This window comes from Streptomyces sp. NPDC005393, from assembly GCF_040606675.1.
Lineage (GTDB): Bacteria > Actinomycetota > Actinomycetes > Streptomycetales > Streptomycetaceae > Streptomyces.
In genome coordinates this window covers 51711-77113 of record NZ_JBEXFG010000018.1, presented here as the reverse complement: position 1 = coordinate 77113, position 25403 = coordinate 51711, and the positions used below count along the sequence as shown (strand labels likewise).

General features: G+C 72.3%; 20 protein-coding genes and 2 pseudogenes. 11 read left to right on the top strand and 11 right to left on the bottom strand.

Going from position 1 to position 25403, the window contains the following annotated elements; translation table 11 throughout:
- Positions 1–138: 138 nt before the first annotated feature.
- On the bottom strand, positions 139–1173 hold the full coding sequence (locus tag ABZS71_RS17495) for an SGNH/GDSL hydrolase family protein (protein ID WP_355847131.1): 1035 nt from the start codon (positions 1171–1173) through the stop codon (positions 139–141).
- Between the two features lie 197 nt (positions 1174–1370).
- On the opposite strand from ABZS71_RS17495, the gene ABZS71_RS17490 reads away from it, so the two are divergent.
- Positions 1371–2756, top strand: coding sequence for a cystathionine beta-synthase (locus tag ABZS71_RS17490; protein WP_356210968.1), 1386 nt, complete (start codon positions 1371–1373; stop codon positions 2754–2756).
- Positions 2757–3462: 706 nt separating this feature from the next.
- On the opposite strand, the gene ABZS71_RS17485 is transcribed toward ABZS71_RS17490, so the two are convergent.
- Entirely contained in the window at positions 3463–3918 is a 456-nt protein-coding gene (locus tag ABZS71_RS17485; protein ID WP_355846975.1) for a hypothetical protein, read from the bottom strand.
- 106 nt (positions 3919–4024) lie between these two features.
- Here ABZS71_RS17485 and ABZS71_RS17480 point away from each other — a divergent pair, with 106 nt between their 5' ends.
- Positions 4025–5404: an acyl-CoA synthetase gene (locus ABZS71_RS17480; RefSeq protein WP_355846972.1), complete on the top strand. Its 1380-nt coding sequence runs from the start codon at positions 4025–4027 to the stop codon at positions 5402–5404.
- Positions 5405–5603: 199 nt separating this feature from the next.
- Here ABZS71_RS17480 and ABZS71_RS17475 read toward each other — a convergent pair.
- The 5 genes and pseudogenes from ABZS71_RS17475 to ABZS71_RS17455 form a co-directional block, all read right to left on the bottom strand.
- Positions 5604–5734 (bottom strand): annotated as a pseudogene (locus tag ABZS71_RS17475) (permease, cytosine/purine, uracil, thiamine, allantoin family protein); the annotation flags it as partial.
- A 16-nt stretch (positions 5735–5750) separates the two neighbouring features.
- Positions 5751–6686 (bottom strand): ABC transporter substrate-binding protein, encoded by a 936-nt coding sequence (locus tag ABZS71_RS17470; protein WP_356211058.1) that lies wholly within the window; start codon positions 6684–6686, stop codon positions 5751–5753.
- A gap of 41 nt (positions 6687–6727) precedes the next feature.
- The gene (locus ABZS71_RS17465) at positions 6728–7411 is read right to left on the bottom strand and encodes an ABC transporter permease (RefSeq protein WP_355846969.1); all 684 of its coding nucleotides are present in this window, start codon (positions 7409–7411) and stop codon (positions 6728–6730) included.
- A gap of 1 nt (position 7412) precedes the next feature.
- The gene (locus tag ABZS71_RS17460; RefSeq protein ID WP_356210966.1) at positions 7413–8054 is read right to left on the bottom strand and encodes an ABC transporter permease; all 642 of its coding nucleotides are present in this window, start codon (positions 8052–8054) and stop codon (positions 7413–7415) included.
- Positions 8051–9193 (bottom strand): ABC transporter ATP-binding protein, encoded by a 1143-nt coding sequence (locus ABZS71_RS17455; RefSeq protein WP_356211055.1) that lies wholly within the window; start codon positions 9191–9193, stop codon positions 8051–8053. The genes ABZS71_RS17460 and ABZS71_RS17455 overlap by 4 nt, the downstream gene beginning before the upstream one ends.
- A 161-nt stretch (positions 9194–9354) precedes the next feature.
- Between ABZS71_RS17455 and ABZS71_RS17450 the strand changes: the two genes are divergently transcribed.
- From ABZS71_RS17450 to ABZS71_RS17440, 3 genes are all read left to right on the top strand, one after another.
- A complete protein-coding gene (locus ABZS71_RS17450) occupies positions 9355–10875 on the top strand; it encodes an aromatic amino acid ammonia-lyase (RefSeq protein WP_356210964.1) in 1521 nt (506 codons plus the stop codon).
- Positions 10876–10898: 23 nt separating this feature from the next.
- The gene (locus tag ABZS71_RS17445; protein ID WP_356210961.1) at positions 10899–11840 is read left to right on the top strand and encodes a MurR/RpiR family transcriptional regulator; all 942 of its coding nucleotides are present in this window, start codon (positions 10899–10901) and stop codon (positions 11838–11840) included.
- A 96-nt stretch (positions 11841–11936) separates the two neighbouring features.
- A complete protein-coding gene (locus ABZS71_RS17440) occupies positions 11937–12524 on the top strand; it encodes a hypothetical protein (RefSeq protein ID WP_356210958.1) in 588 nt (195 codons plus the stop codon).
- A gap of 70 nt (positions 12525–12594) precedes the next feature.
- On the opposite strand, the gene ABZS71_RS17435 is transcribed toward ABZS71_RS17440, so the two are convergent.
- On the bottom strand, positions 12595–13950 hold the full coding sequence (locus tag ABZS71_RS17435) for a diaminopimelate decarboxylase (RefSeq protein ID WP_356210956.1): 1356 nt from the start codon (positions 13948–13950) through the stop codon (positions 12595–12597).
- A gap of 982 nt (positions 13951–14932) precedes the next feature.
- Positions 14933–15973 carry an NADP-dependent oxidoreductase gene (locus ABZS71_RS17430; protein ID WP_356210954.1) on the bottom strand — a complete coding sequence of 347 codons (1041 nt, stop codon included), beginning with the start codon at positions 15971–15973 and terminating at the stop codon, positions 14933–14935.
- Between the two features lie 206 nt (positions 15974–16179).
- Here ABZS71_RS17430 and hutU point away from each other — a divergent pair, with 206 nt between their 5' ends.
- The 4 genes from hutU (at position 16180) to hutI (ending at position 21777) form a co-directional block, all read left to right on the top strand.
- Entirely contained in the window at positions 16180–17856 is a 1677-nt protein-coding gene (hutU, locus tag ABZS71_RS17425; RefSeq protein ID WP_356210951.1) for a urocanate hydratase, read from the top strand.
- 101 nt (positions 17857–17957) lie between these two features.
- The gene (locus ABZS71_RS17420) at positions 17958–19169 is read left to right on the top strand and encodes an allantoate amidohydrolase (protein WP_356211052.1); all 1212 of its coding nucleotides are present in this window, start codon (positions 17958–17960) and stop codon (positions 19167–19169) included.
- Complete coding sequence (locus tag ABZS71_RS17415) at positions 19166–20551, top strand: formimidoylglutamate deiminase (RefSeq protein WP_355847123.1); 1386 nt, start codon at positions 19166–19168, stop codon at positions 20549–20551. The genes ABZS71_RS17420 and ABZS71_RS17415 overlap by 4 nt, the downstream gene beginning before the upstream one ends.
- A 44-nt stretch (positions 20552–20595) precedes the next feature.
- The gene (gene hutI / locus ABZS71_RS17410; RefSeq protein WP_355846941.1) at positions 20596–21777 is read left to right on the top strand and encodes an imidazolonepropionase; all 1182 of its coding nucleotides are present in this window, start codon (positions 20596–20598) and stop codon (positions 21775–21777) included.
- Between the two features lie 103 nt (positions 21778–21880).
- On the opposite strand, the gene ABZS71_RS17405 is transcribed toward hutI, so the two are convergent.
- Entirely contained in the window at positions 21881–22828 is a 948-nt protein-coding gene (locus ABZS71_RS17405; protein WP_355846938.1) for an RNA polymerase sigma factor SigF, read from the bottom strand.
- Positions 22829–23081: 253 nt separating this feature from the next.
- On the opposite strand from ABZS71_RS17405, the gene ABZS71_RS17400 reads away from it, so the two are divergent.
- The gene (locus ABZS71_RS17400; protein ID WP_355846935.1) at positions 23082–23450 is read left to right on the top strand and encodes an STAS domain-containing protein; all 369 of its coding nucleotides are present in this window, start codon (positions 23082–23084) and stop codon (positions 23448–23450) included.
- A 183-nt stretch (positions 23451–23633) separates the two neighbouring features.
- Positions 23634–24143, top strand: a complete 510-nt coding sequence (locus tag ABZS71_RS17395) for an ATP-binding protein (RefSeq protein ID WP_355846932.1) — start codon at positions 23634–23636, stop codon at positions 24141–24143.
- 447 nt (positions 24144–24590) lie between these two features.
- On the opposite strand, the pseudogene ABZS71_RS17390 reads toward ABZS71_RS17395, so the two are convergent.
- A pseudogene (locus tag ABZS71_RS17390) lies at positions 24591–25370 on the bottom strand (transposase); the annotation flags it as partial.
- Positions 25371–25403 lie beyond the last annotated feature (33 nt).

Here is a 25403-nt window from a genome sequence, read left to right as displayed (position 1 = left end):
TGAGCAGCTGGCGCGGGTGCTGAGCGGCTGGCGCCGGTCCTCAGCGGTCGACGCGGGTCCTCAGTGGCCACGCCCGCCCTGAGGGCGTCAGCCGGTCCTCAGCGGCTGACGCCCGTCCTCAGCGGCCGGCTGACGCCCTCAGCAGCCGGCTCCCGGTGGGCAGGCCGGGGACGAGGCGTCCGCGGCGTCCCCGGCGGACACCTCCGGCTCCTCCTCGGCGAGCCGGCGCCGGCGCAGCAGCCGGGCCCAGGGGCCGCGGGCCGCCGTGACCTCGGAGCCGCCCTCGGAGGCCGCCTCGGCCGCCGCCTTGGCCACCGGCAGGATGCCCTCGTCGCGCGTCTCCGGCGCCTCCTCCGGCCACAGGCCCAGCGAGTCGCACAGGGTGGGTAGCACGGCCATCGCGGCCGTGGCGTACCCCTCCGCCGACGGGTGGTAGTTGTCCGGGCCGAACAGCTCGCGGGGATTCGCCGCGAACTCGGGGCCCAGCAGATCCCCCAGCGAGACCGTACGCCCGCCCTGCTCGACCACCCCGATCGTCTGCGCGGCGGCCAGCTGCCGGCTCAGCCGCCGCGCGATCCAGCGCAGCGGCTGATAGACCGGCTCGATGGTCCCGAGATCGGGGCAGGTGCCCACCACCACCTCACAGTCGCTCTCGCGCAGTCTGCGCACCGCGTCCGACAGCAGCCGCACGGATTGGGCGGGCGGCATCCGGCCGGTGACGTCATTGGCGCCGATCATGATCACGCAGACGTCGGGGAGCAGCTCGGGATCCTCCAGCACCAGCGTGACCTGGCGCTCCAGATCGCTGGACTGCGCCCCCGGAAGCGCCACATTGCGCAGGTCGACCGAGCGCTCCGCCACCGCCGCCAGCCCGGAGGCGAGCAGCGCGCCCGGCGTCTGACTAGGGCGGTGGACCCCCTGTCCGGCGGCCGTGGAGTCGCCGAGAAAGGCCAGCCGCAAGGGTGGCTGGCCGGTCCTGCGGGCGAAGGCGAAGCCATATCGGCCGTCCGCGCGCGGCGGGGCCGCCTCGGACCCGCCGACGACCCGCTTCGCGAGTGACACCTCGGTGAGCACCAGCACGGCGGCGACCCCGCCCAGCAGCCCGATGCCGCCGCCCCCGTACGCCGCCGCGGCCGCGATCCGCCGCGCAACCCTCGCCCTCGACATCGACATGGCCCAGCCCACCTCCGTCCGCACGCGCATGCGCCTTATTGCTCCTTTGTACGCCTTGCCAACAACTTGTTGCCCCGCCCAGGCTTCCTCGCAACGCGCCGGTCGGAGGGCGCCGGCGCGCAATAAGCTGGCAGCACGGGCCCGCCACGGCGGCCGCCCCGACGCGGAGATCCCGCGGAACCGGACCAGGAGCAGGCGTGCAGTACTACGAATCGATGATTGAGCTGGTCGGCAACACCCCGCTGGTGAAGCTCAACACCGTGACCGAGGGCATCCGGGCGACCGTCCTGGCCAAGGTCGAATACTTCAACCCAGGCGGCTCGGTGAAGGACCGGATCGCGGTACGGATGATCGAGGCGGCCGAGGCCTCCGGAGAGCTCCAGCCCGGCGGCACGATCGTCGAGCCGACCTCCGGCAACACGGGCGTCGGCCTCGCGATGGTCGCCCAGCGCAAGGGCTACAAGTGCATCTTCGTCTGCCCGGACAAGGTGTCCACCGACAAGATCAATGTGCTGCGGGCCTACGGCGCCGAGGTCGTGGTCTGCCCGACCGCGGTCGACCCCGAGCACCCCGACTCGTACTACAACGTCTCGGACCGGCTGGTGCGCGAGACGCCGGGCGCCTGGAAGCCCGACCAGTACAGCAACCCCAACAACCCGCGCTCGCACTACGAGACCACCGGCCCCGAGCTGTGGGAGCAGACCGAGGGGAAGATCACCCACTTTGTGGCGGGTGTCGGCACCGGCGGCACGATCAGCGGCACCGGCCGCTATCTGAAGGACGTGAGCGAGGGCCGGGTCAAGGTCATCGGCGCCGACCCCGAGGGCTCGGTCTACTCCGGCGGCTCCGGCCGCCCCTATCTGATCGAGGGCGTCGGTGAGGACTTCTGGCCCACCGCCTACGACCCCAAGGTCGCGGACGAGATCGTCGCCGTCTCCGACAAGGACGCCTTCCAGATGACCCGGCGGCTGGCCAAGGAGGAGGGGCTGCTGGTCGGCGGCTCCTGCGGCATGGCCGTCGTCGGCGCGCTGCGCGTCGCGAAGGACCTCGGCCCGGACGATGTAGTGGTCGTGCTGCTGCCCGACAACGGCCGCGGCTATCTGTCCAAGATCTTCAACGACGAGTGGATGGCGGACTACGGCTTCCTCGAGGAGGACGGCCCCGCGGTGCGCGTCGGCGATGTGCTCCAGGGCAAGGAGGGCGGGCTGCCCTCGCTCGTCCATATGCACCCGGACGAGACGGTCGGCGAGGCCATCGACGTGCTGCGGGAGTACGGCGTCTCGCAGATGCCGATCGTCAAGCCCGGCGCGGGGCACCCGGATGTGATGGCCGCCGAGGTCATCGGCTCCGTGGTGGAACGCGAACTGCTGGACGCCCTGTTCGCGCGGCGCGCCGAGCTGACCGACCCGCTCGAGAAGCACATGAGCTCGCCGCTGCCGCACGTCGGCTCCGGCGAACCGGTCGAGGACCTGATGGCGGTGCTGGGCACGGCCGACGCGGCGATCGTCCTGGTGGAGGGCAAGCCGACGGGTGTGGTGAGCCGGCAGGACCTGCTGGCCTACCTGGCCCGCGGCACCAAGTGACAGGGCCAACTGGCCGGCGACAAGGGCCCGCTCGGGCTTCGGGCAAGTGGTACGTACGTGTCACGCGCTCGCAGCACAGGGTTAACACAGCTCTGGCAGATTAGTGGGTGTCGGAAGGAAGACACCGACACCCGAAGTGCGGCGACAGGACCTCCGGAGCGGCTCCCGGACCTCCACGGTCGCCCGGACGCGAAGGCCCGACCCGGCCGGCGTCCCTCGCGGGGACCGCCGTCGTCCCGCCCTCGGCGCCCAGCGCCGGGGTGCGGCGGTCCCCGCGGTATCCCCCCTTTTTTTTGGGCTCGGTTCGCCTCCGGGGCGCTCCAGCCACTGTCGACGGTCGACCGTGCTCGGCCCCCCTTTTTTGGGGCTCGGTTCGCCTCCGGGGCGCTCCAGCCACTGTCGACGGTCGACCGTGCTCGGCCCCTCGTTCCTCGGGGCCTCCGCGCGCTCTCCCTTTCGACAGCGGCGCGCCCCTTTGGCTCACTCGCCAGGGGGCACCCCAACCGGATGGGGGCCCGAGGGCTCTCCGCGCGCTCTCCGTTTCGACAGCGGCGCGCCCCTTTGGCTCACTCGCCAGGGGGCACCCCATACCGGATGGGGCCCGAGGGCTCTCCGCGCGCTCTCCCTTTCGACAGCGGCGCGCCCCTTCGGCTCGCCCCCAGCTACCGCTGGGAGGTGTCCCCAGCCGGGCAGAAGCGGGGAGCCCTCAGCCGTCCCAGTCGCTGTCGCTGTCGCTGTCGCCCGGCTTACGATCCCGCCGCAGCCAGGAGAAGCCGCCCATCGCGTGCACCGCGTTGACGCCGAAGATCCCGGCCCAGGTGATCAGCAGCCCGGCCAGCCCCGCGTTGACGGCGCCGATCGCCGACAGCGGCACCGCCAGGACCAGGGAGACCCCGACGAAGGCGAACCGCTCGCTGACGCCGAGCCCATGAGCCTGCCCCGGCTGCGCTCCGGTCGCGTACGGGCGCGTCCCGCGCGCCGCCGCCATCTGCTGCTCGGCCAACTGCCGCCGCACATGCCGGTCGGCCGTATCGCTGAACCGCTGTTCGACCTTCTCCATGAAGGAGTCGACCAGCTCCGACTCGTATTCCGCGCCCAGTTCCTTGCGGGTCTGCAGGGTCGCGTCGAGTTCCTTCTTCAGATCGGGGTCACGGGCTTCCATGCTTTACGACGGTACGGTCGCGGGGACGCTTTGTCGGTAGGGCTAGCCCCCCGAAAGGAAGAGGGGGCAACCGGTACCCCCGGCCTGCATGGAAGGAGTCAGTTCCGTGACCGCACCTCTCCTTACGTCCCTCGCCGCGCCGGGTGGTGACCGCGCCGACGCGCTCACCGTCGGCGGCCACCCCCTCGCGCGCGAGGAACTGCTCGGCGCCGCGGGCGCGGTCGCCGCCCGCATTGCCGGTGCGCCGGTCGTCGCGGTCCGGGCGTCCGCGTCCCCGGAGACGGTGGTGGCCGTGGTCGGCGCGCTGCTCGCCGGGGTGCCGGTGGTGCCCGTACCGCCGGACTCCGGCCCCGCGGAGCGGGACCACATACTGCGGGACTCGGGCGCCGCGCTGCTCCTCACCGGGGAAGCCGCCGAGGCCCCGGTCGAGACCGTCCCGGTGGACCTCAGCGAGCACGCGGCGTGGTCGAAGCCGGAGCCGGATCCGGAGTCGGCCGCCTTCATCCTCTACACCTCGGGCACCACGGGCGCCCCCAAGGGCGCGCTGATCTCGCGCCGGGCGGTCGCCGCAGATCTGGACGCGCTTGCCGAGGCATGGGCCTGGACGGCGGACGACACCCTCGTCCATGGCCTGCCGCTGTTCCATGTGCACGGTCTGGTGCTCGGCGTACTGGGCGCACTGCGGGTGGGCAGCCGCCTGGTGCACACCGGAAAGCCGACCCCGGCGGCGTACGCGGCGGCCGGCGGCACCCTCTACTTCGGCGTGCCGACCGTCTGGAACCGGATCGTCCAGGACCCGGAGTCCGCCCGCGCCCTGGCCGGTGCCCGCCTCCTGGTCTCCGGCAGCGCCCCGCTCCCCGCCCCGGTCTTCCGCGACCTGGAACAGCTCACCGGCCAGCGCCCCGTCGAGCGCTACGGCATGACCGAAACCCTCATCACCCTCTCCACCCGCGCCGACGGCGAGCGCCGCCCCGGCTATGTCGGCACCCCGCTCACCGGCATCCGCACCCGTATCGCCGCCGAGGAGGGCGCCGAGATCGGCGAGCTCCAGCTCACCGGCCCCACCCTCTTCGCCGGCTACCTGGGCCGCCCCGAGGCCACCACCGGCTCCTACACCGAGGACGGCTGGTTCCGCACGGGCGACATCGCCGCCATCGAGCCGGACGGCTTCCACCGCATCGTTGGCCGCGCCTCCACCGACATGATCAAGTCAGGCGGCTACCGCATCGGCGCCGGCGAGGTCGAGAACGCCCTCCTGGACCACCCCGCCGTCCGCGAGGCCGCCGTCATCGGCGCCCCCCATGACGACCTCGGCCAGCAGATCGTCGCCTACGTCGTCGCCGACGGCATCGGCGAACAGGAGCTGATCGACTTCGTCGCCACCCAGCTCTCCGTCCACAAACGCCCCCGCAAGATCCGCTTCCTGGACGCCCTCCCCCGCAACGCCATGGGCAAGCCCCAAAAAAAGCTCCTGCCCCCCGCCTGACCGTCTCGCGCCGCCGTTGCCGACAGCTGCCCGGTGGTGTCCGGGGGTTCGTCAACCGGGGCGGTGAACTGGGAGCGCTCGACGCCCTTCTGGCGAACGACGGCGGTGAGCCCCTTGCCGTCTCGATCTGGGTGATCGCCGGCACCGCGGGGGTCGGCAAGACCTCCTTGGCGCCGCCCCGAAGACGACGGCGAGGGCGTGCGCCGGTCACGACGGCGGTGATCTGGAGGTTCGCGCCGAGCCACAGGGTGAACTGGCTGAGGCGGTGCCATGGCGCTCCGCGTCGGGGACGACGTCGATCGAGCGCTTCTCGACCAGGGAAGCGGGCATACGGACGCTCCCGCGGCTAGCTCTTGGCGATGCCGTGGTCCTTGGACCACTGGGCGGCGACGTTGTCCGGGTCCTTCTTGTCCACGCTGACCAGCTTGTTGAGCTTGGCCAGCTCATGGGTGGTGAGCGCGCCGCCGAGCCGGGCCAGGGCCTTGCGGACCTTGGCGTCCGCCTTGGCGCCGCGGATGACGGGGACGATGTGCTGGGCGGGGATCAGCGCCTTGGGGTCGGCGAGGATCACCCAGCCGTTGCCCTCGATGTCGGGGTCGGTGCTGAAGAGGTTGGCGACGTCGACGTCGCCCTTCTTCAGAGCGCCCTTCACCAGGGGGCCGGAGGCGTCCAGGGCCTTGAACTCCTTGAAGGTGACGCCGTAGACGGACTTGAGCCCGACCAGGCCGACGACCCGCTTCTTGTCCTCCGCCGGGCCGCCGAAGACCAGTTTGCGGTCCAGCTTCTTCAGATCGGTGAGGCTGCGCAGGCCTTGCTTGTCGGCGGTCTCGCCGGTGACGCAGAAGACGTCCTTGTCCTCGGCGGCGGCGTACGGAAGGGCTTCGAGGCCGTTGGGGAGGGCGACGGTGAGGGCGTTCTGGAGGTCGCCCGCCTGGGTCTGCTTCGCCTTGTCGTCGAAGTGCAGCAGCAGATTGCCCTGGTACTCGGGGAGCAGATCGATATCGCCCTGCCGCAGGGCGGGGATGACGATCTCGCGCGAGCCGAGGTTCGGCCGGACGCTCGCCTTGATGCCCGCGGCGCGCAGCGCCTCGGCGTAGAGATAGCCGAGGAGCTGATTCTCGGTGAAGTTGGCGGTGCCGATGACCAGGCCGCCCGCGCTGCTGCCGCCGCCCGAGCCGGAGCCGCCGTCGCCCTTGAGCGAGGTGACGCCGCCGCCGCAGGCGGCGAGGGCGGGGACGGAGGCGGCGGCGAAGAGGCCGCCGAGCACCGCTCTGCGGTTCAGCTGTTCCCTGCGGTTCATGGGGTGACTTCTCCTCAAGGTCCTTAGGACGAGTGCGCGTGCGCGCGCGGGGGGCGGTTGCGGAACAGCAGGCGTTGCACTCCGGCCAGTGCCAGGTCCAGGGCGATGGCCAGTACGGCGACGAGCACCGCCCCGCCCAGCACCTGCACCAGATCGCGCTGGGCGAGCCCGTCGAAGACGTAGCGGCCGAGCCCGCCGAAGCTGACGTACGCGGCGATGGTGGCGGTGGCCACGACCTGGACGGCGGCCAGCCGCAGCCCGGTCATGATCAGGGGGAGCGCGAGGGGCAGCTCGACCTGGAAGAGCACTTGGTACCAGCGCATGCCCTGGCCGCGTGCCGCGTCCCTGACCTCGGGGTCGACGGCCGCCATGCCCGCGTACGTATTGGTGACGATCACCGGGATCGCGAGGGCGACCAGCGAGATGTACACCGGCCACATGCTCAGCCCGCTGGCCAGGAAGACGAGGGTGACCAGGCCCACCGTCGGCAGCGCGCGCCCGAACCCCGAGAGGTTGATGGCGAGGAACGCGCCGCGCCCGGTGTGGCCGATCAGCAGCCCGACGGGGAGGGCGATGAGGGCGGCGACCAGGGTGGCCAGCAGGGAGTACTGGAGGTGCTCCAGCAGACGGATGGCGATGCCGTCGGGCCCGGACCACTGGGCGCCACTGGTCAGCCAGTGGCCAAGGTTCTTCAGCAGTTCGATCATGTCAGGCACGCCTCCTCAGCCACGGGGTGCACAGCCACTGGATGGCGACCAGCACGGCGTCCGCGACCAGCGCGAGCAGCAGGGACAGGGCGACTCCGGCGACCACGGGGGTGGGGTAGTTGCGCTGGAAGCCGTCGGTGAACAGCTGGCCGAGGCCGCCGTACCCGATGTAGCTGGCCACGCTGACCAGCGAGATCGCCATCACCGTGGCCACCCGTACGCCCGCCATGATCACGGGGAAGGCGAGCGGCAGCTCGACGGTGAGCAGGGTCCGCAGTGGACGGGCGCCCATTGCCGTGGACGCCTCGCGGGCCTTGGCGGGGACGCTGTCCAGGCCCTCGACGGTGTTCCGGAGCAGCACGACCAGTGTGTAGATGGTCAGTCCGGTGATCGCGGTGGTGCGGGTGAGGCCGGTCACCGGCAGCAGCAGTACGAAGATCGCGATGGAGGGGATGGTGAACAGGATGTTCGAGACCCCGAGCAGCAGCCCGCGCAGCGGCCGTACCCGGTGGGCGATCACGGCGAGCGGCAGCGCGATCAGCAGGCCGAAGAGGACGGCCGGGACGGCGGTGGAGAGATGGTCGAGGGTGAGCGTGGTGAGATCGTCCTGGTGATCGGGGAACCAGCCCCAGTCGATGGTCACGCGGTCACGCTCGCGTCGGGGTCCGGAGCGTCTTCACGCGCCTGGGCCGCCTTCGTCGTACGGCCCGCTCCCGCCTCCGTACGGCCCGCTCCCGCCTCCGTATGGCGGCGCCCCGCGTGCTCATGGATCCGCTCGCGGCCGGTCACCCCGGTGAGCACGCCGTCGGCGTCCACGCGGGCGACCAGACCGGCGGGGGAGGCGAGCGACTCGTCGAGGGCTGCCAGCAGCGAGTCGCTGTCCCGCAGCGGGCGCACCGGCACCAGCGGGGCGTCGTCGCCGTCCGGTCCGTCGCCGTCGCGCCAGCCCAGCGGTTCGCCGCGCCCGGAGGTGATCAGCCGCCAGCGGCCGGAGCCGGGGGCCGGGGCGGGCTCCTGCGGTACGTCCGCGAGCGTGGAGAGCGAGAGCAGCTTCAGCCCGCGCTCGGCGCCGAGGAAGCCCGCGACGAAGTCATCGGCCGGACTGGCCAGCAGCTCGGCGGGCGGCGCGCACTGGACCAGATGACCGCCAGTGCGGAAGATGGCGATGCGGTCGCCGAGCCGTACCGCCTCGTCGATGTCGTGGGTGACGAAGACGACCGTCTTGCGCAGCTCGCTCTGCAGCCGCAGCAGCTCGTTCTGCAGCTGCTGGCGGACGACCGGGTCGACGGCGCCGAACGGCTCGTCCATCAGCAGCACCGGCGGATCGGCGGCCAGCGCGCGGGCGACCCCGACGCGCTGCTGCTGACCGCCCGAGAGCTGGTGCGGGTAGCGCTTGCCGGAGTCGGCGGGCAGCCCGACCAGCTCCAGCAGCTCGGCGGCGCGCGCCCGCGCCTTGCGGCGGCCCCAGCCCAGCAGCAGCGGGACGGTGGCGATGTTGTCGAGGATCGTGCGGTGCGGGAAGAGCCCGGCCTGCTGGATCACATAGCCGATGCCGCGCCGCAGCTCGGCGGCGTCCGCTTCGAGGACGTCACGCCCGCCGACGCTGACCGTGCCGCTGCTGGGCTCGACCATGCGGTTGACCATCCGGAGGGTGGTGGTCTTGCCGCAGCCCGACGAGCCGACAAGTACGGTTATGCCCCCTTCCGGGAGTTCGAGGTTGAGATCGTCTACGGCGGTGGTGCCGTTCGGATAGTGCTTGCTGACGCCCTTGAAGCTGATCATCCGCTTCCCCTTGCCCTGTCTGCATATAGTCATGCACAGTCATAGTCGAGTGAATAGAAGTCAATAGGTCTGCGTTAATCACCGGTTACTTCTGCTCGCGATATGGGACGGAACGCTTGGCGGCTGCCCGAAAAGGGTGTGTTCGGAAGGGGTTGCCCTGGATGTTGTCTCACATGGTGGATTCGACGGCGACGGCTGACAGCGTGGACGCCGCACCGCGGATCACGCTGGACGGCCGGAGTCTGCGCGTGGCCGATGTCGTGCACCTGGCTGACCTTACGCACCGGCCCACCGCGCCCGACCCCGCCGCCCTCGCCCTCACGGAGCGTGCCTGGGAGACCGCGGACCGGCTCGCCGCGACCGGCCGGGTCTACGGCCGTAGCACCGGCGTCGGCGCCAACCGCACCGAGGACGTCGGACCCGCCGACTCCGACCACGGCCTGCGCCTGCTGCGCAGCCACGCCGGCGCGATCGGCGCCGCGCTGCCCGGCCGTGAGGTGCGCGCCATGATGGCCGTCCGCGCCAACCAGCTGCTCGCGGGCGGCGCCGGGCTGCGCCCGGCCGTCGTCACCAGCCTCGTCGAGGCGCTGGACAGTGGCGTCCACCCGGTCGTCAACGAATACGGCGCCGTCGGCACCGGCGACCTCGCCGCGCTCGCCCAGACCGGTCTCGCGCTCGTCGGCGAGCACCCCTGGGACCTCACCGATGTCGTCCCCGGCGGACACGCCCCCGACCCCATCGGCCTCGACAGCAACGACGCCCTCGCGCTCATCAGCAGCAACGCCCTCACCCTCGGCCAGTCCGCGCTCGCCCTGGCCGAGCTGCGGCGGCTGCTGTCCGCCTCGCTCGCCGTCGCCGCGCTCTCGCTGATCGCGGTCGGCGGCTCGTACGAGGCGTACGCCGAACCCGTACAGCTCGCCCGCCCTCACCCCGGCTCCATTCACGCCGCCGCCCGGATGCGCGCCCTGCTCGGCGCGCCCGCCCGGCCCACCCCGCCGCTCGGCCGGATACAGGACCCGTACGGCTTCCGCTGCCTGCCGCAGATCCACGGCCCGGCGCTGGACGCCGCCGACGCGCTGGAGCGGGTGCTGACCGTCGAGCTCAACGCGGCCGCTGAGAACCCGCTGATCAGCCCCGCCGACGAGGCCGCCTACCACCACGGCAACTTCTACGCCGCGCACACCGCCCTCGCCCTCGACCACTTCCGGCTCGCCGCCCTGCAGACCGCCCGGCTGTCCACCGCCCGGCTCTCCGCGCTCAGCGAGCCCGACTTCACCCGGCTGCGCCCCTTCCTCGGCGACGCCGCGCCCGCGAGCTCGGGCGTGATGATCCTGGAGTACGCCGCGGGGGCGGCCCTCGGCGAGATGCGGGCGGTCTCCCACCCCGCCTCCCTCGGCCACGCCGTGCTCTCGCGCGGCGTCGAGGAACAGGCCAGCTTCGCCTCGCTCGGCGCCCGCCAGACGCTCCGGGTGGCCGACCACTACCGGCTGGTGCTGGGCTGCGAACTCGTCGCGGCCGTACGGGCCCTGCGCCAGCGCGGGCTGGAACCGGATCCGCAGCTACCGGTGGGCGCCGCCTTCGCCCTCGCGTCGGAAGTACTCGATCCGCGTATGGAGGACCGGCCGTTGACGGAGGATGTGGCGGTAGCCGCGGGCCTGCTCGATCGGCTGGCGGAGACATGAGTGACGAGGGTCAGGAGGACGGGATGAGTACGGACAACGGGGTGAACGGCGCGGTGGCGACGTCGGCGGCCGAGGATGCCGCATCGGCCGCGACGACCGCTGCGCCGGGCTCCACCGCCTCCACCGCCTCCACCGCCTCCACCGCCGCCCGGCTGCAGGCGCTCTTCGAGGGCCACCGGCTTACCCCCACCCAGCGGCGGATCGCGCACTGCATGGTGCGGCGGGCGGCGGACGCGCCGTTCCTGTCCAGCGTCGAACTCGCCGAACTGGCGGGCGTCAGCCAGCCGTCCGTGACCCGCTTCGCGGTCGCCCTCGGCTTCGACGGCTACCCGGCGCTGCGCAAGCATCTGCGCGATGTCGCCCCCGCCGAGCGGGCCGCGGGCGAGGGCTCGGCCAACGAGTACCAGCAGGCGGTGCAGGCCGAGATCGACAACCTGCGCCACCTCGCCTCCCTGCTCGCCGACCCCGCCCCCGTCGTACGCGCCGGCCGGCTGCTCGCCGAATCCCGCCCGCTGCCGGTCCTCGGCCTGCGCGCCGCCTCCGCGCAGGCGGGCGGCTTCGCCTACTTCGCCCGCAAGGTCCACCCGGACGTCCGGCTGCTCGACGAGGGCGGCACCATGCTCGCCGACCGCATCGACGCGGCGAAGCGGGCGGGCGCGACCGCCCTGCTGTGCTTCGCGCTCCCGCGCCATCCGCGTGAGGTCGTCGAGGGCCTGGAGTACGCCCGTCAGGCGGGCCTGACCGTGGTCACCGTCGCCGACAGCGCCTTCGCCCCGGTCGCCCGCCACAGCGATCTGCTGCTGCCCGCGGCGGTGGGCACGGCGCTCGCCTTCGACACGGCGTGCGCGCCGATGCTGCTGGGGCGGGTGCTGCTGGAGGCGATGTGCGACGCGCTGCCGGACGCGCAGGCGCGACTGGAGGAGTTCGACGCGAACGCCGCCGCGCGCGGGCTGTTCGTGGAGTGAGCCGGTCTTATCGAATTCTCAGGCGCGCTGTCTGGAGTCCCCCGCCGAACGGCTGTAAGTGTGTGGTGGTCGGTTCGCCGGGATGAGGAGGTCGGTGTGGGGCGCGGGGCGTATGCGCTGGCACGGGTAGCGGTGATCGTGCGGGCGCCTGCGGGGTGGCTGTGGTGGCCGGGGGTGCTGGCCGCGGGTGTCGGAGTGCTGGTGCCGGGCCTCACGGGGCGCCGGATCGGCGTACTGGCCGGGGCGGCGCTCTTCCTGATCGCGGCGATCGCGGTCTTCACGGTGCGCCGCAACCGGTATCTGGAGCTGGCGCGTGCCGCGTCGCGCGCGGGCAAGGCGGTCTTCCTCCAGGACCGCGCCGTGACCGTACGGGCCTGCCGGCGCGCCCTGCGCTGGTGGCTGCTGCCGGCCTTCCTCGCCGCGGTGGCCTCGTCCTTCGCCGTCCCGGCGGCGGCCGGGATGCTTATGGCGGGGGCCGGCGCCGGTCTGTGGGGCAAGGCGCTGTGGCTGGGCCGCTGGGAGCGGACGAACGATGTGCTGCTGTGGGTACGGCCGGAGTGGGTGGCCCGCGGCCGGCCCGCGGGCAAGACGGTCCGCGCCTACCAGACGACGGGCATCGTGGCCGGCGACGCGGGGCCGGGCGGGGCGAGGCGGGGCCGCGCGGCCCCGGTCGCTGCGCACTGAGGGCCCCGGGGCCCTGCCCGGGGCCGGATCCCTGCACGGCGGGCGCGGGGGTAGGGGGGTACAGCCCCGGCTAGAGCTCGGCGAGGGACGTCGCGTGGGCGGCGCCGCTTTCGGTGACGATCTCTTCCACCGTCTGCGGCTCCCGCACCGTCGCGAACCGGACCTCGTCCCCGCCTCCAGCCGTGAAGCCGTACACCCCCGGCCGCGGCAGGCTGTTGTACGCGAAGTGGTGGGAGAAGTAGTACGCCCCCGTGTCCAGCAGGCCCACCAGATCCCCCGCGGCCAGCTCCGGCAGCGGCCGGTTCTGCGCCACCAGGTCGCCCGCGAAGCAGCACGGCCCGGCGATGTCCTGGGCGACCGGGCCGTCCGGCCCCGCCGTCTTGGGGCGGCCCTCGGCGTCGTAGGTCTCGACCCTCAGCGGCCAGGACTCGGGGTCGAAGACCGTACGGGTGGCGAGCTGGGCGCCCGCGTGGGTGACGGCGATGGGGCGGCCACCGGCGGACTTCGCGTACTCGACACGGGCCAGGACGAGGCCCGCCTTGGCGAGCAAGGACCGCCCGAACTCGGTGACCAGCCCGTACCGGCCGTCGAAGAGCCCGGGGACGGTGGCCAGCAGCAGCTGCGCGTACTCCCGGTAGCTGGGCGTGATCCCGTCGGAGCCGAAGTTCACCGGCAGCCCGCCGCCGATGTCGAGCGTGTCGATCTGCTGCCGCCCGACCGTCTCGTTAATCTCCTCGGCCAGCTCGTATGTCGCCCGTACGCCCGCCGCCATCAGCTCCAGCGGACAGCCCTGGGAGCCGACGTGCGCATGCAGCCGGGTCAGCCACGGCCGCTCGGCGAAGGCGCGCACGACCCATTCGCGGGCCCCCTCGTCCTGGAGCGCGACGCCGAACTTGGAGGTCGCGGTGGCCGTGCTGAGCGCGCCGATGCTGCCCCCGCCCACCTGCGGATTGACCCGCAGACCCAGCGGTCCGGGCGGCCCTGCCTGCGGCTGCAGGAGCTCGCCGAGGCGGTCCAGCTCCTGCGGGTTGTCGGCGTTGACGGCGATCCCGAGGCCGAGGGCCTCGCGCAGCTCGGCGGTGGTCTTGGCGGGGGAGTCGAGAACGATCCGTTCGGGCCCCACCCCGGCCGCGCGGGCCAGCGCCAGCTCACCGGGGCTGGCCACCTCGCAGCCCAGCCCCTCGTCGGCCAGCAGCCGCAGCACGGGGACGAGCGCGGCGGCCTTGACCGCGAAGGCGTGCAGTACGGGGGTGCCGGGCGCGACGATCTCTTCGAACGCCGCCCGCAGCTCGGCCGCGGCGGCGCGGATACCGGCCACATCCAGCAGCCCGACGACGGGCTGATCCTGGCCGAGCAGCCCCTGCTCCACGGCGGCCCGCACGGCCCGCTCACGCCGGACGGCCGCCGCAACCGGTTTCGATGTCATGCCCTCAGCCAACCACCGGGGCCCGACCGAAGACCAGCGCGAGGCCGTCTCGTGCCGGTGGGGCGTGCCTGGGTGCGGGCATCGTCTCGCTCGTGGTGCCGGGTGGTCTCGTGCCGGTGGGGCGTGCCTGGGTGCGGGCATCGTCTCGCTTGTGGTGCTTGGAGCGGCGGGCGGGCAGGGGGCGGGTACCGGAGCGTCGCCGTCTTCCGGGCCGTGGCCTTGGCGGGTGGTCTCGTGCTGGTGGGGCACCTTGGGTGCGGGCATCGTCTTGCGCCTTCGGCGCAAAGAGGGAGCGGCGGGCGGGTAGGGGGCGGGTACCGGAGCGTCGCCGTCTTCCGGGTCGGTGGCCTTGGCGGGTGGTCTCGTGCTGGTGGGGCACCTTGGGTGCGGGCATCGTCTTGCGCCTTCGGCGCAAAGAGGGAGCAGCGGGCGGGTAGGGGGCGGGCAGCGGAGCGTCGCCGTCTTCCGGGCCGGTGGCCTCGGCGGGTGGTCTCGTGCTGGTGGGGCACCTTGGGTGCGGGCATCGTCTCGCGCCTTCGGCGCAAAGAGGGAGCAGCGGGCGGGCAGGGGGCAGGTACCGGAGCGTCGCCGTCTTCCGGGTCGGTGGCGGGCGCGGGCGCCTCACGGTGCGCCTCACAAAAAACGCTTGACCTAACGCAACTATCTCGTCAAGCGTTTCCGCAGAAGGTACCCGGCACCCGCCCCCACGCGCCCGTCTTACGCTCGGCCCACCACCGGCCCGTCACCCGGCGACGGCGCGGCACATGCCCCCACCCCGCCCGATGCTCCAAGCACCGCAGCCGAAACGAAAGCCGCACCCGGCCAGGCCGCCCAGCCCCGCCTCGGCACCCCCGCCTCGGCACTCCGGCCTCAGCGCCCCCGCCTCAGCAGCGGGCTGCCGACCCGCCGCGCGGCCGGCCCCGCCGCGTGAGCCCGCCGCGCGAGCCCGCCGCGCTGCCGGGTCAGCCGCTCGCCGATGCCCTCACAGCTCCACGAGCACCGCGCCGAGGTGACGGCCCTCGATCAACTCGACCAAGGCGCGCGGCGCTTGGTCGATTCCCGTCAGCCGGGCGTGCGGATAGGCGATCGTGCCCTCGCGCAGCGCCCGGCCGAACTCGCGCGCGTACTCGGGCAGGGCGTCCAGATGGTCGAGGCCGCTGATGCCGCGCAGGATGACGCCCCGCGCGATGAGGGCGAGCGTGCTGATCCCGGTCGGGGCCAGGGCGTCGTCGGACAGCTGGGCGGACAGCGCGCCGACGATGGCGAAGCGGGCCTTGCGGCGGGCCACCGCCAGGGCAGCCTGGAGCTGTTCGCCGCCGACGTTGTCGAAGAGGACGTCGATGCCGTCCGGTGCCGCCGCCCGCAGCTGCTCCTCGATCGGCCCCGCGCCGCGGATCACGACCGCGTCGTAGCCCAGCTCCTCGACGAGCCGGTCGGCCTTCTTCCGGGATCCGGTGGAGCCGATGACCCGTACGGCGCCGTGCAGCCGGGCGAACTGCCCGGCCAGGGAGCCCACTCCGCCCGCCGCGCCGGTGACGAACACCGTGTCCCCGCGGCGTACCCCGGCCCCGCGCACCACCCCCAGCCAGGCGGTGAAGCCCTGGGACAGATGGGCGGCGGGGTCGGGCAGCACCTCGGGGGCGATCGGGGGCGCCTCGGCCGCGGGGAGGACGGCGTACTCGCGCCAGCCGAGGTGGTGGCGGACGAGGGTGCCGGGGGCGAGGTCCGTGCCCGGCGCGCTGATCACCTCGCCGATGGCCGGGCCGCGCATTACATCGCCGACCTTGTTCAGCAGTTGCGGCAGGCCGAGGGCGTCGGGGTCGGCGAGCCGGAGGGGGCACATCACGGCGGCGACGCTCATCAGCCGGTTGCGCACCAGCACCTGGCCGGGGCCGGGCGTGGGGACGGGGGCGCTGACGACCTCGAAGTGGCCGGTGGCGAGCGGCCCTTCGGGCCGGGCCGCGAGGCGCACCTCGCGATGGGTGGGCGGAGACGGGACCGGGGTGGCGGCGGGCAGCGACAACGGCGGGCTCCTGGGCGGTCGGGGCGGACGCGACCCGGCGACGCTAGTTCCTGACGTATGTGTCCACCGCGAGCCCGCCGCACATCCGCTCACGGGTCTTCGGTGAACCACTCGGGTGTATGCCCCACCCGATGCTATTGACTAGCTATATTCACTGCGGCCAAGATGTGAATATCTCGATCCACGATGGCAGGGAGGCACGACCCATGTCAGGTCCGCGACCCGTACGGGCACCGCGCGGTACGGAGCTCAGTGCCCGGGGGTGGCAGCAGGAAGCCGCCCTGCGGATGCTCCAGAACAACCTCGACCCGGAGGTCGCCGAGCACCCCGACAAGCTCGTCGTCTACGGCGGCACCGGCAAGGCGGCCCGCGACTGGCGCTCCTTCGACGCCATGGTCCGCACCCTGCGGACGCTGAAGCAGGACGAGACGATGCTGGTCCAGTCGGGCCGTCCGGTCGGCGTGATGCAGACGCACGAATGGGCGCCGCGGGTGCTGATCGCCAACTCCAACCTGGTCGGGGACTGGGCGAACTGGGAGGAGTTCCGCCGTCTGGAGGCCCTGGGCCTGACCATGTACGGCCAGATGACCGCGGGCTCGTGGATCTACATCGGCACCCAGGGCATCCTCCAGGGCACCTATGAGACCTTCGCGGCCGTGGCGGCGAAGCTGCATTCAATGGGTAAAGGGGTCAACGGCAGCCTGGCCGGGACGATCACGCTCACCGCGGGCCTCGGCGGCATGGGCGGCGCCCAGCCGCTGGCGGTCACCATGAACGACGGCGTCGCGATCTGCGTCGACTGCGACCCGCGCGCCATCGAGCGCCGGATCGAGCACCGCTATCTGGATGTCCGGGCCGACAGCCTGGACCACGCCCTCCAGCTGGCCGTCGAGGCGCGCGACGCCAGGCGCCCGCTGTCGATCGGCGTCCTGGGGAACGCGGCCGAGCTGGTCCCGCAGCTGCTCGCCATGAACGCCCCGATCGACATCGTCACCGACCAGACCAGCGCCCACGACCCGCTGGCGTATCTGCCGATCGGCATGGACTTCGACGAGATGGCGTCCTACGCCGCCGAGAAGCCCGCCGACTTCACCCAGCGGGCACGCGAGGCCATGGCCCGGCACGTCGAGGCCATGGTCGGCTTCATGGACGCGGGCGCCGAGGTCTTCGACTACGGCAACTCGATCCGCGGCGAGGCCAAGCTCGCGGGCTATGAGCGCGCCTTCGCCTTCCCCGGCTTCGTCCCGGCCTACATCCGGCCGCTGTTCTGCGAGGGCAAGGGCCCCTTCCGCTGGGCGGCGCTCTCCGGCGACCCGAAGGACATCGCGGCCACGGACAAGGCGATTCTCGACCTCTTCCCCGAGAACGAGTCGCTGGCCCGCTGGATCAAGCTGGCGGGGGAGCGGGTCCACTTCCAGGGGCTGCCCGCCCGGATCTGCTGGCTGGGCTACGGCGAGCGCGACAAGGCGGGTGAGCGCTTCAACGAGATGGTCGCCGACGGAACGCTCGCCGCGCCGCTGGCCATCGGCCGTGACCACCTGGACTGCGGTTCGGTGGCCTCCCCGTACCGCGAGACCGAGGCCATGCTCGACGGCTCGGACGCGATCGCCGACTGGCCGCTGCTCAACGCCATGGTCAATGTCGCCTCGGGCGCCTCCTGGGTCTCCCTTCACCACGGCGGCGGCGTCGGCATGGGCCGCTCGATCCACGCGGGCCAGGTCACGGTCGCCGACGGCACCCCGCTGGCGGGCGAGAAGATCCGCCGGGTGCTGACGAACGACCCGGGCATGGGCGTCATCCGCCACGTGGACGCGGGCTACGACCGCGCGGACGAGGTGGCACGGGAGCGCGAGGTCCGCATCCCGATGAGGGAGTCGGAGTGACGGAGCACGACCCGGTCGCGGGCCATCCCTCCGCGGGGCGGAACGGGCGGGCACAACCCACCCGCCGGCCGGAAGCCGCGTACGGGCCCTCGTTCCACGAGATGTGGCGCGACCTGGCCCCCATCGGCCGCGACGCGACAACCAAGGGCTACCGCCGCTACGCCTGGACGGAGGCCGACGCGGACTGCCGCGCCTGGTTCCGTGCCCAGGCGGAGACCCGGGGCCTGAGCTACGAGCTGGACCGCAACGGCAACCAGTGGGCCTGGCTCGGTGACCCGGCGGCCGGGGACGCCGTGGTGACCGGCTCGCACCTCGACTCCGTACCGGACGGCGGCGCCTTCGACGGCCCGCTCGGCGTCGTCTCCTCCTTCGCCGCCCTGGACGAGCTGCGGGCGCGCGGGGCGCGGCCCGCCAAGCCGCTCGCGATCGTGAACTTCGGCGACGAGGAAGGCGCCCGCTTCGGGCTGGCCTGTGTCGGCTCCCGGCTGGCCGGCGGGCAGCTCAGCGTCGAGCAGGCGCATACGCTGCGCGACGGCGACGGGGTGAGCCTCCCGCAGGCCATGGAGCGCGCGGGGTACGACCCGGAGGCCATCGGCCCCGACCCCGAGCGCCTGGCCCGCATCGGCGCCTTCGTCGAGCTGCATATCGAGCAGGGCCGCGCCCTGGCGGCGCTGTCCGACAGCGGCTCCGCCGCGGGGGATGCCCCCGTGGGCGTCGCCTCGGCGATCTGGCCGCACGGCCGCTGGCGGTTCGACTTCCACGGCGAGGCCAACCACGCCGGGACGACCCGGATCGAGGACCGCCGCGATCCGATGCTCACGTACGCCAACACCGTGCTCGCGGCCCGTAAGAAGGCCCGGACCGCCGGGGCGCTGGCGACCTTCGGCAAGGTCAGCGTCGAGCCGAACGGTGTCAACGCGATCGCCTCCCTGGTACGCGGCTGGCTGGACTCCCGCGCCGCCGACGAGGAGACCCTGGCCGCCGTCGTCGGCGAGATCGAGCGCGCCGCCGTCGAGCGCGGCCGGCGCGACGGGGTGGACGTCCGGGTCACCCGGGAGTCCTTCACTCCGATCGTGGAATTCGCGCACGGCCTGCGTGACCAGCTGTCGAGCCTGCTGGGCGGCGTACCGGTCCTCCCCACCGGCGCCGGACACGACGCGGGCATTTTGTCCGCATGCGTTCCGACCGCCATGCTGTTTGTAAGGAACCCCACCGGCGTCTCGCACTCACCCGCGGAGACGGCGGGCGAGGATGACTGCCTCGCCGGTGTGGCCGCACTCGCCGATGTACTGGAGGGCCTGGCGTGTCACTGACGGCGCAGACCTACTGGGCGGAGTACGCCTGGCTGGACGGACGGGTGATGCCGGATGTGGTCATCGTGGCCGCGACCGACGGGCGGATCACGGAGGTGCGGCCCGGGAGCCCCATACCGCGCGCAGGCTCCGTCACCCTCCACGGTCTGACCATCCCCGGCCTGGCCAACGCCCACAGCCATGCCTTCCACCGGGCACTGCGCGGCATCGTCCAGGCCGCAAGCACGGCGAACCCGCGGGGCCGGCGGCAGCGGCAGGGGGTGCCGGACTCCTTCTGGACCTGGCGCGAGGTGATGTACGGCGTCGCCGACCGGCTGACCCCGGACAGCTACTTCGAGCTGGCCCGCGCCGTCTACGCCGAGATGGCGATGGCGGGCATCACCTGCGTCGGCGAGTTCCACTATCTCCACCACGCCCCCGGCGGCACCCGTTACGGCAACCCCAACGCGATGGGGGAGGCCCTGATCTCGGCCGCGGCCGAGGCCGGCATCCGTATCACCCTCCTCGACACCTGCTATCTCTCCTCCGGTTTCGGGGCGGAGCCCGACCAGCACCAGCTGCGCTTCTCCGACGGGACGGCCGAGGACTGGGCCGAGCGCGTCTCCGCGCTGAAGGCCGACGGCACCACCCGCATCGGCGCGGCGATCCACTCGGTGCGGGCCGTCCCCGCCGATCAGCTGGCGACCGTCGCCGGGTGGGCCGAGGACCGGGCGGCCCCCCTCCATGTCCATCTCTCCGAGCAGACCGCCGAGAACGACGCCTGTGTGGAGGCATACGGCTTCACCCCCACCCGGGTGCTGGCCGACCACGGGGTGCTGGGCGATCGCACGACCGCCGTGCACGCCACCCATCTCACCCCCGGCGACATCCGGCTGCTGGGCCACTCGTCCACGGGCGTCTGTATGTGCCCCACCACCGAGCGGGACCTCGCCGACGGCATCGGCCCGGCCGCCGAGCTGCAGCGCGCGGGCTCCTCGCTCTCGCTGGGCAGCGACAGCCACGCCGTGATCGACATCCTCGAAGAGGCCCGGGCCATGGAGCTGGACGAGCGGCTGCACACCCGCACCCGCGGCCACTGGACCGCGCCCCAGCTGCTGCGCGCCGCCACCGCCGACGGCCATGCGGCGCTCGGCTGGGGCGAGGACGCGGGCCGGATCGAGGTGGGCGCGCTCGCCGACCTCACCACGATCGCGCTGGACTCGGTCCGCACGGCGGGGCCGCCACCCCGGCTGGGCGCCGAGATCGCCATATTCGCGGCGACCAACGCCGACGTCCGGCACACCGTGGTCGGCGGTCGCCATGTCGTCCGGGACGGCACCCATCAGCTCGTCCCCCGCGTCCCCGAGGCGCTGGCCGAATCCATCGCAGCCCTCCACGGCTGAGAATCCGCCCGCCGCGGCGGGCGATGAAGGAGAACGTCCCCACGATGACGACCGCGACCCCCACGACGACCGCCATCACCAATATCGCCGGCCTGGTCACCAATGACCCCTCCCTCGGTGAAGGCCCCCTCGGGCTGGTCCGGGACGCGGCCGTCGTCATCGACGGCGACCGCATCGCCTGGGTCGGTGAATCCGGCAAGGTCCCCGGCACCGACAACCGGGTCGACGCGGGCGGCCGCGCCGTCATCCCGGGGTTTGTCGACTCCCACTCGCATCTGGTCTTCGCGGGCGACCGGACCGAGGAGTTCAACGCCCGGATGTCCGGCCGCGCCTACAGCGCCGGCGGGATCCGCACCACCGTCGCCGCCACCCGCGCCGCCTCGAACAATGTGCTGCACGCCAACGTCGGCCGCTATGTGGCCGAGGGTCGCCGCCAGGGCACCACGACCATCGAGATCAAGTCCGGCTACGGCCTCACCTCGGAGGACGAGGCCCGCTCCGTGTCCATCGCCGGTGCCCACACCGACGAGGTGACCTACCTCGGCGCGCATATCGTCGCCCCCGAGTTCGCCGACGACCCCGCCGCCTATGTGGATCTCGTGACCGGCCCGATGCTGGACGTCTGCGCCCCGCACGCCCGCTGGATCGATGTCTTCTGTGAGCAGGGCGCCTTCGACGGCGACCAGGCCCGCACCATCCTCACCGCGGGCAAGGACCGCGGACTGACCCCTCGGGTCCATGCCAACCAGCTGTCCTACGGCCCGGGAGTGCAGCTCGCCGTGGAACTCGGCGCCGCCTCCGCCGATCACTGCACCCATCTGACCGACGACGACATCGATGCCCTGGCTCAGGGCGATACGGTCGCCACCCTCCTCCCCGGGGCGGAGTTCTCCACCCGCTCGACATATCCGGACGCACGCCGCCTCCTGGACGCGGGTGTCACGGTCGCGCTCTCCCCCGACTGCAACCCGGGCTCCTCCTTCACCAGCTCCATGCCGTTCTGCATCGCCCTGGCCGTACGCGATATGCGGATGACCCCCGATGAGGCCGTATGGGCGGCGACGGCCGGCGGGGCACAGGCGCTGCGCCGCACCGATGTGGGCCGGGTGGCCCCCGGCGCCCGCGCCGATCTGGCGCTGCTGGACGCCCCGTCCCATGTCCATCTCGCCTACCGCCCCGGAGTCCCCCTGGTCTCGGCGGTCTGGCACGACGGAACCCTCATCTGACCCCCGATCACCTGGCCCGCACCCGCGAACGCGCCCGTACGCGCGCGCGAATAAGGGCCCGTCCCGGCGAGCGGGGGCGGGCCCTTATCCGTCTGCGGAAGCGTCACTCTTCGATCATCAGCCCCTTGCGGAGCCGACGGAGGGTGCGCGACAGCAGCCGGGAGACATGCATCTGGGAGATACCCAGCTCCTCGCCGATCTCCGACTGGGTCATATTCGCGACGAAGCGCAGCGAGAGGATCTTCCGGTCACGCGGGTGCAGATCGGCGATGAGCGGCTTCAGGGACTCGACGTACTCGATGCCCTCGAGCCCGTGGTCCTCATAGCCGATCCGGTCCGCCAGGGCGCCCTCGGAGTCGTCCTCCTCGGGCTGCGCGTCCAGCGAGCTCGCGGTGTAGGCGTTGCTCGCGGCCATGCCCTCGACGACCTCGGCGGCGGTGATGTCCAGCCGCTTGGCCAACTCGCCGACGGTGGGGGCGCGGTCGAGCCGCTGCGCCAGCTCGTCGCCGGCCTTGGCCAGGTCGAGACGGAGCTCCTGCAGCCGCCGCGGCACGCGCACCGACCAACTGGTGTCCCGGAAGAAGCGCTTGATCTCACCGACGATCGTCGGCATCGCGAAGGTGGGGAACTCGACGCCCCGGCCCATTTCGAAGCGGTCGATGGCCTTGATCAGGCCGATGGTGCCGACCTGGACGATGTCCTCCATGGGCTCGCTGCGGGAGCGGAACCGAGAGGCGGCGAACTTGACCAGCGCCAGGTTGAGCTCGACCAGCGTGTTGCGGACGTAGGCGTACTCGTGGGTGCCTTCCTCCAGCACCTCGAGACGTTCGAAAAGGGTCTTCGAAAGAGCTCTCGCGTCTACCGGACCCACCGTCTCATACGGGGGAATCTGCGGCAGATCGGACAATTCCGGCAGTTCATCGAGAGAGTGCCCGGCGACCGCCTGGACGTCCATCTCGGGTGCGAACTGTTCGGGTACGGGGGTCGACGAGGCGGCGGTCCGGGTACTCCAAGACGGTTCGGTACGCGAGTCGTCGAGCTGGGGTGACATAGTCTCCTCCATCGTTCTCGGCATATGGCTGCCGGTGCCATAACGTGCTGCTCCGGTGAGCGGCGCCTCCAAGGCCGGTCCGTGTTCGAGTGCGTCCCTACTACGCCTACCTGTATTGGCCACCGCGTGGCAAGTCCGCGTTGTCCATATTTGCCGAACTATGCGAAATGTTCGGCTACCGGAAGGGCGGGTAGAAGGCGTAGGGTTCGACGCGCGCAATCGAAAGCAACGAGACGCCAGAAGAGGTGCGCAGATGGACCGCGGGATGGTCGGCAGTGCCAGCAAGGGCCGACTCCAGGTCGAGGTTCGGCACCACGGGGCGAGTGCTGTCTTCACGCCGGCGGGTGAGCTGGATCACCACACCGCCGAAGTGCTGCGCGAGCCGCTGGAGAAGTGCGTGGAAGGGGGGCGGGTCCGGCTGGTGGTGGACTGCTCGAAGCTGGAGTTCTGCGATTCCACCGGCCTCAATGTCCTTCTCGGCGCCCGCCTCAAGGCCGAGGCCGAGGGTGGGGGCGTCCACCTCGCCGGGATGCAGCCGATCGTTGCCCGCGTGTTCGAAATCACGGGCGCGGAGGCCGTCTTCACGGTCCATGAATCGCTTGACGCAGCGCTCGTCGAGTGATCTCCGCCACTCCTGTTTCCGGCGTGTCATCGGTGGGTCATCGATGCGTTGCCCGTGTCACATCATCCATGTCGAAGAAGTGGGTGTTCTCACGCTTTCGCCGGGCAGGAGACAGGCTGAAACTGTTGAAGAGATCAGGAATCTCTTGTCCTTGAATCGGTGAATCGGTGAGGTGAAGCGCTGATGAGCACCACGCGGCCGTACCCTCCGGGCGACCGCGGCCCGGATCCGGACGGCCCTGCCGCTTCGGCCACCCCACCGGCCACTCCGTCCGCCGGGCGGATCTGCCAGGTCCGCAGACTCCATCTGATCGGAGCCAGCGGAGTCGTGCCGCGCGCCCGCGATTTCACTCGTGAGGCGCTGCGCGACTGGGGGTGGCTTCCGGCCGCGACCGCCGACCAGCGGGCCGCAGCGGAGGACGTGCTGCTCGTCGTCTCCGAGCTCGTCACCAACGCGTGTCTGCACGCCGAGGGCCCCGAGGAGCTGCGCGTCAGCTGCAGTGCGAAGGTGCTCCGCCTCGAGGTGGTGGATCTCGGCGCCGGTACGCCCGCGCCGCGCACTCCGCACCGCGCCGGGCGGCCCGGCGGGCACGGGATGTTCATCGTGCAGCGGCTGTGCCTCGACTGGGGGGTCGTGCGGAACGTGGAGGGATCCGGCAAGACGGTCTGGGCAGAGCTGGCCGCGCCGGCCTGAAGGGCACGGCCGGGGTCTCTCGCTCCCCGCGTGCTCCACGCCGTAGGGCCCGGCTGATCCGCCGCACGGGCCCGCCCGTACTTCTGACGCGCCGTACTGCCGCTGCCCAGCCGCCATGACGCCCGGCAGCCCCGGATCTCCTCCGGCTTTCAGGGGCCCCGTATCTCCGCCCACTTCACCCGCTTCGCGCCGATCCGGCGTGTTCTTCGTCTTCCCTCGGCAAGGTCCCCGGCGTACTGTCAGCGCCCAATCTGATGTGCCGTCAGGTGTCTTCGGCAGCGCTTGACGAGAGGGGATCTCGTGGTGTCCCGCACCCAACGCCGCGCGGTCGGCCGTGGCGGCGCCCTCACGCTCGCCGCGGCCGTGGCCGGTTCCGCGGTACTCCTCACCGCCCCGGCCACGCACGCCGGATCTTGTAGCGGTCCTTCCATTCGTCAGTGTCCTGGAGTCGCCCTCCACCACGTGGAAGTACTGGCCCCAGGTCTGACGCAGGGTCTCGACCGGTGGCAGCGCCCGCAGCTGCGGGGGCGCGTCATCCGCCCAGAGCATCCGCAGCAGACGCATGCCGTCCGCGCCGATCCGGCGCCCCACTTCGGCGCGCTTGGACTGGGCCCTGGGGAAACGGGAGTCCTCGATGCGGGTCGCGTCATGCGTGAACCAGTCCGGCAGAGCGTGCGCGCCGAGCCAGTCCGGCTCGTCCTGGGCCACCGCGCTCAGTGCCGCCCGCGACGTTTCCCCGACCAGTTCCGGCCAGTTCAGCTCACGCGCTGAGGACAGCACATGCGTGGAGTCGGTCCGCGCCCTTCCGCCGCGGCTGAGCAGGTCCTTCTCCCGGGCTGCGGCCAGGACGCCGTCCAGGACTCCCCGTCCGCCGTCCGCGCTGACCAGGAGGTCCCTGAACTCCGAGAGCACCGAGAAGTCGAAGCCCTGATCGGTCAGCTCCAGTCCCAGCGCGAATTTCCAGTCGATCCGGGCCCGTACCGCCTCCGCGGCCTGCCGGTCGGTCAGCCCTTCCACGAACGGCAACACCACCACCATCGCCAGCCGCCCCGGTGACCAGGCGGGCTTGCCCCGTGAGGGAAACAGACCAGCGAACTGCTCATCGGTGAACAGGGGCCCCAGCTCATCCCGGACCCGGATCGCCAGGCTTCCCCTCGGGAACGCCGCCCGCGCCACCCACACCGTCTCCACCGGGATCTCTCCCGGCCCCTTCGGCCGCAACGACACCGACACCCTCCCCATACGACAACGCCGGTTCCC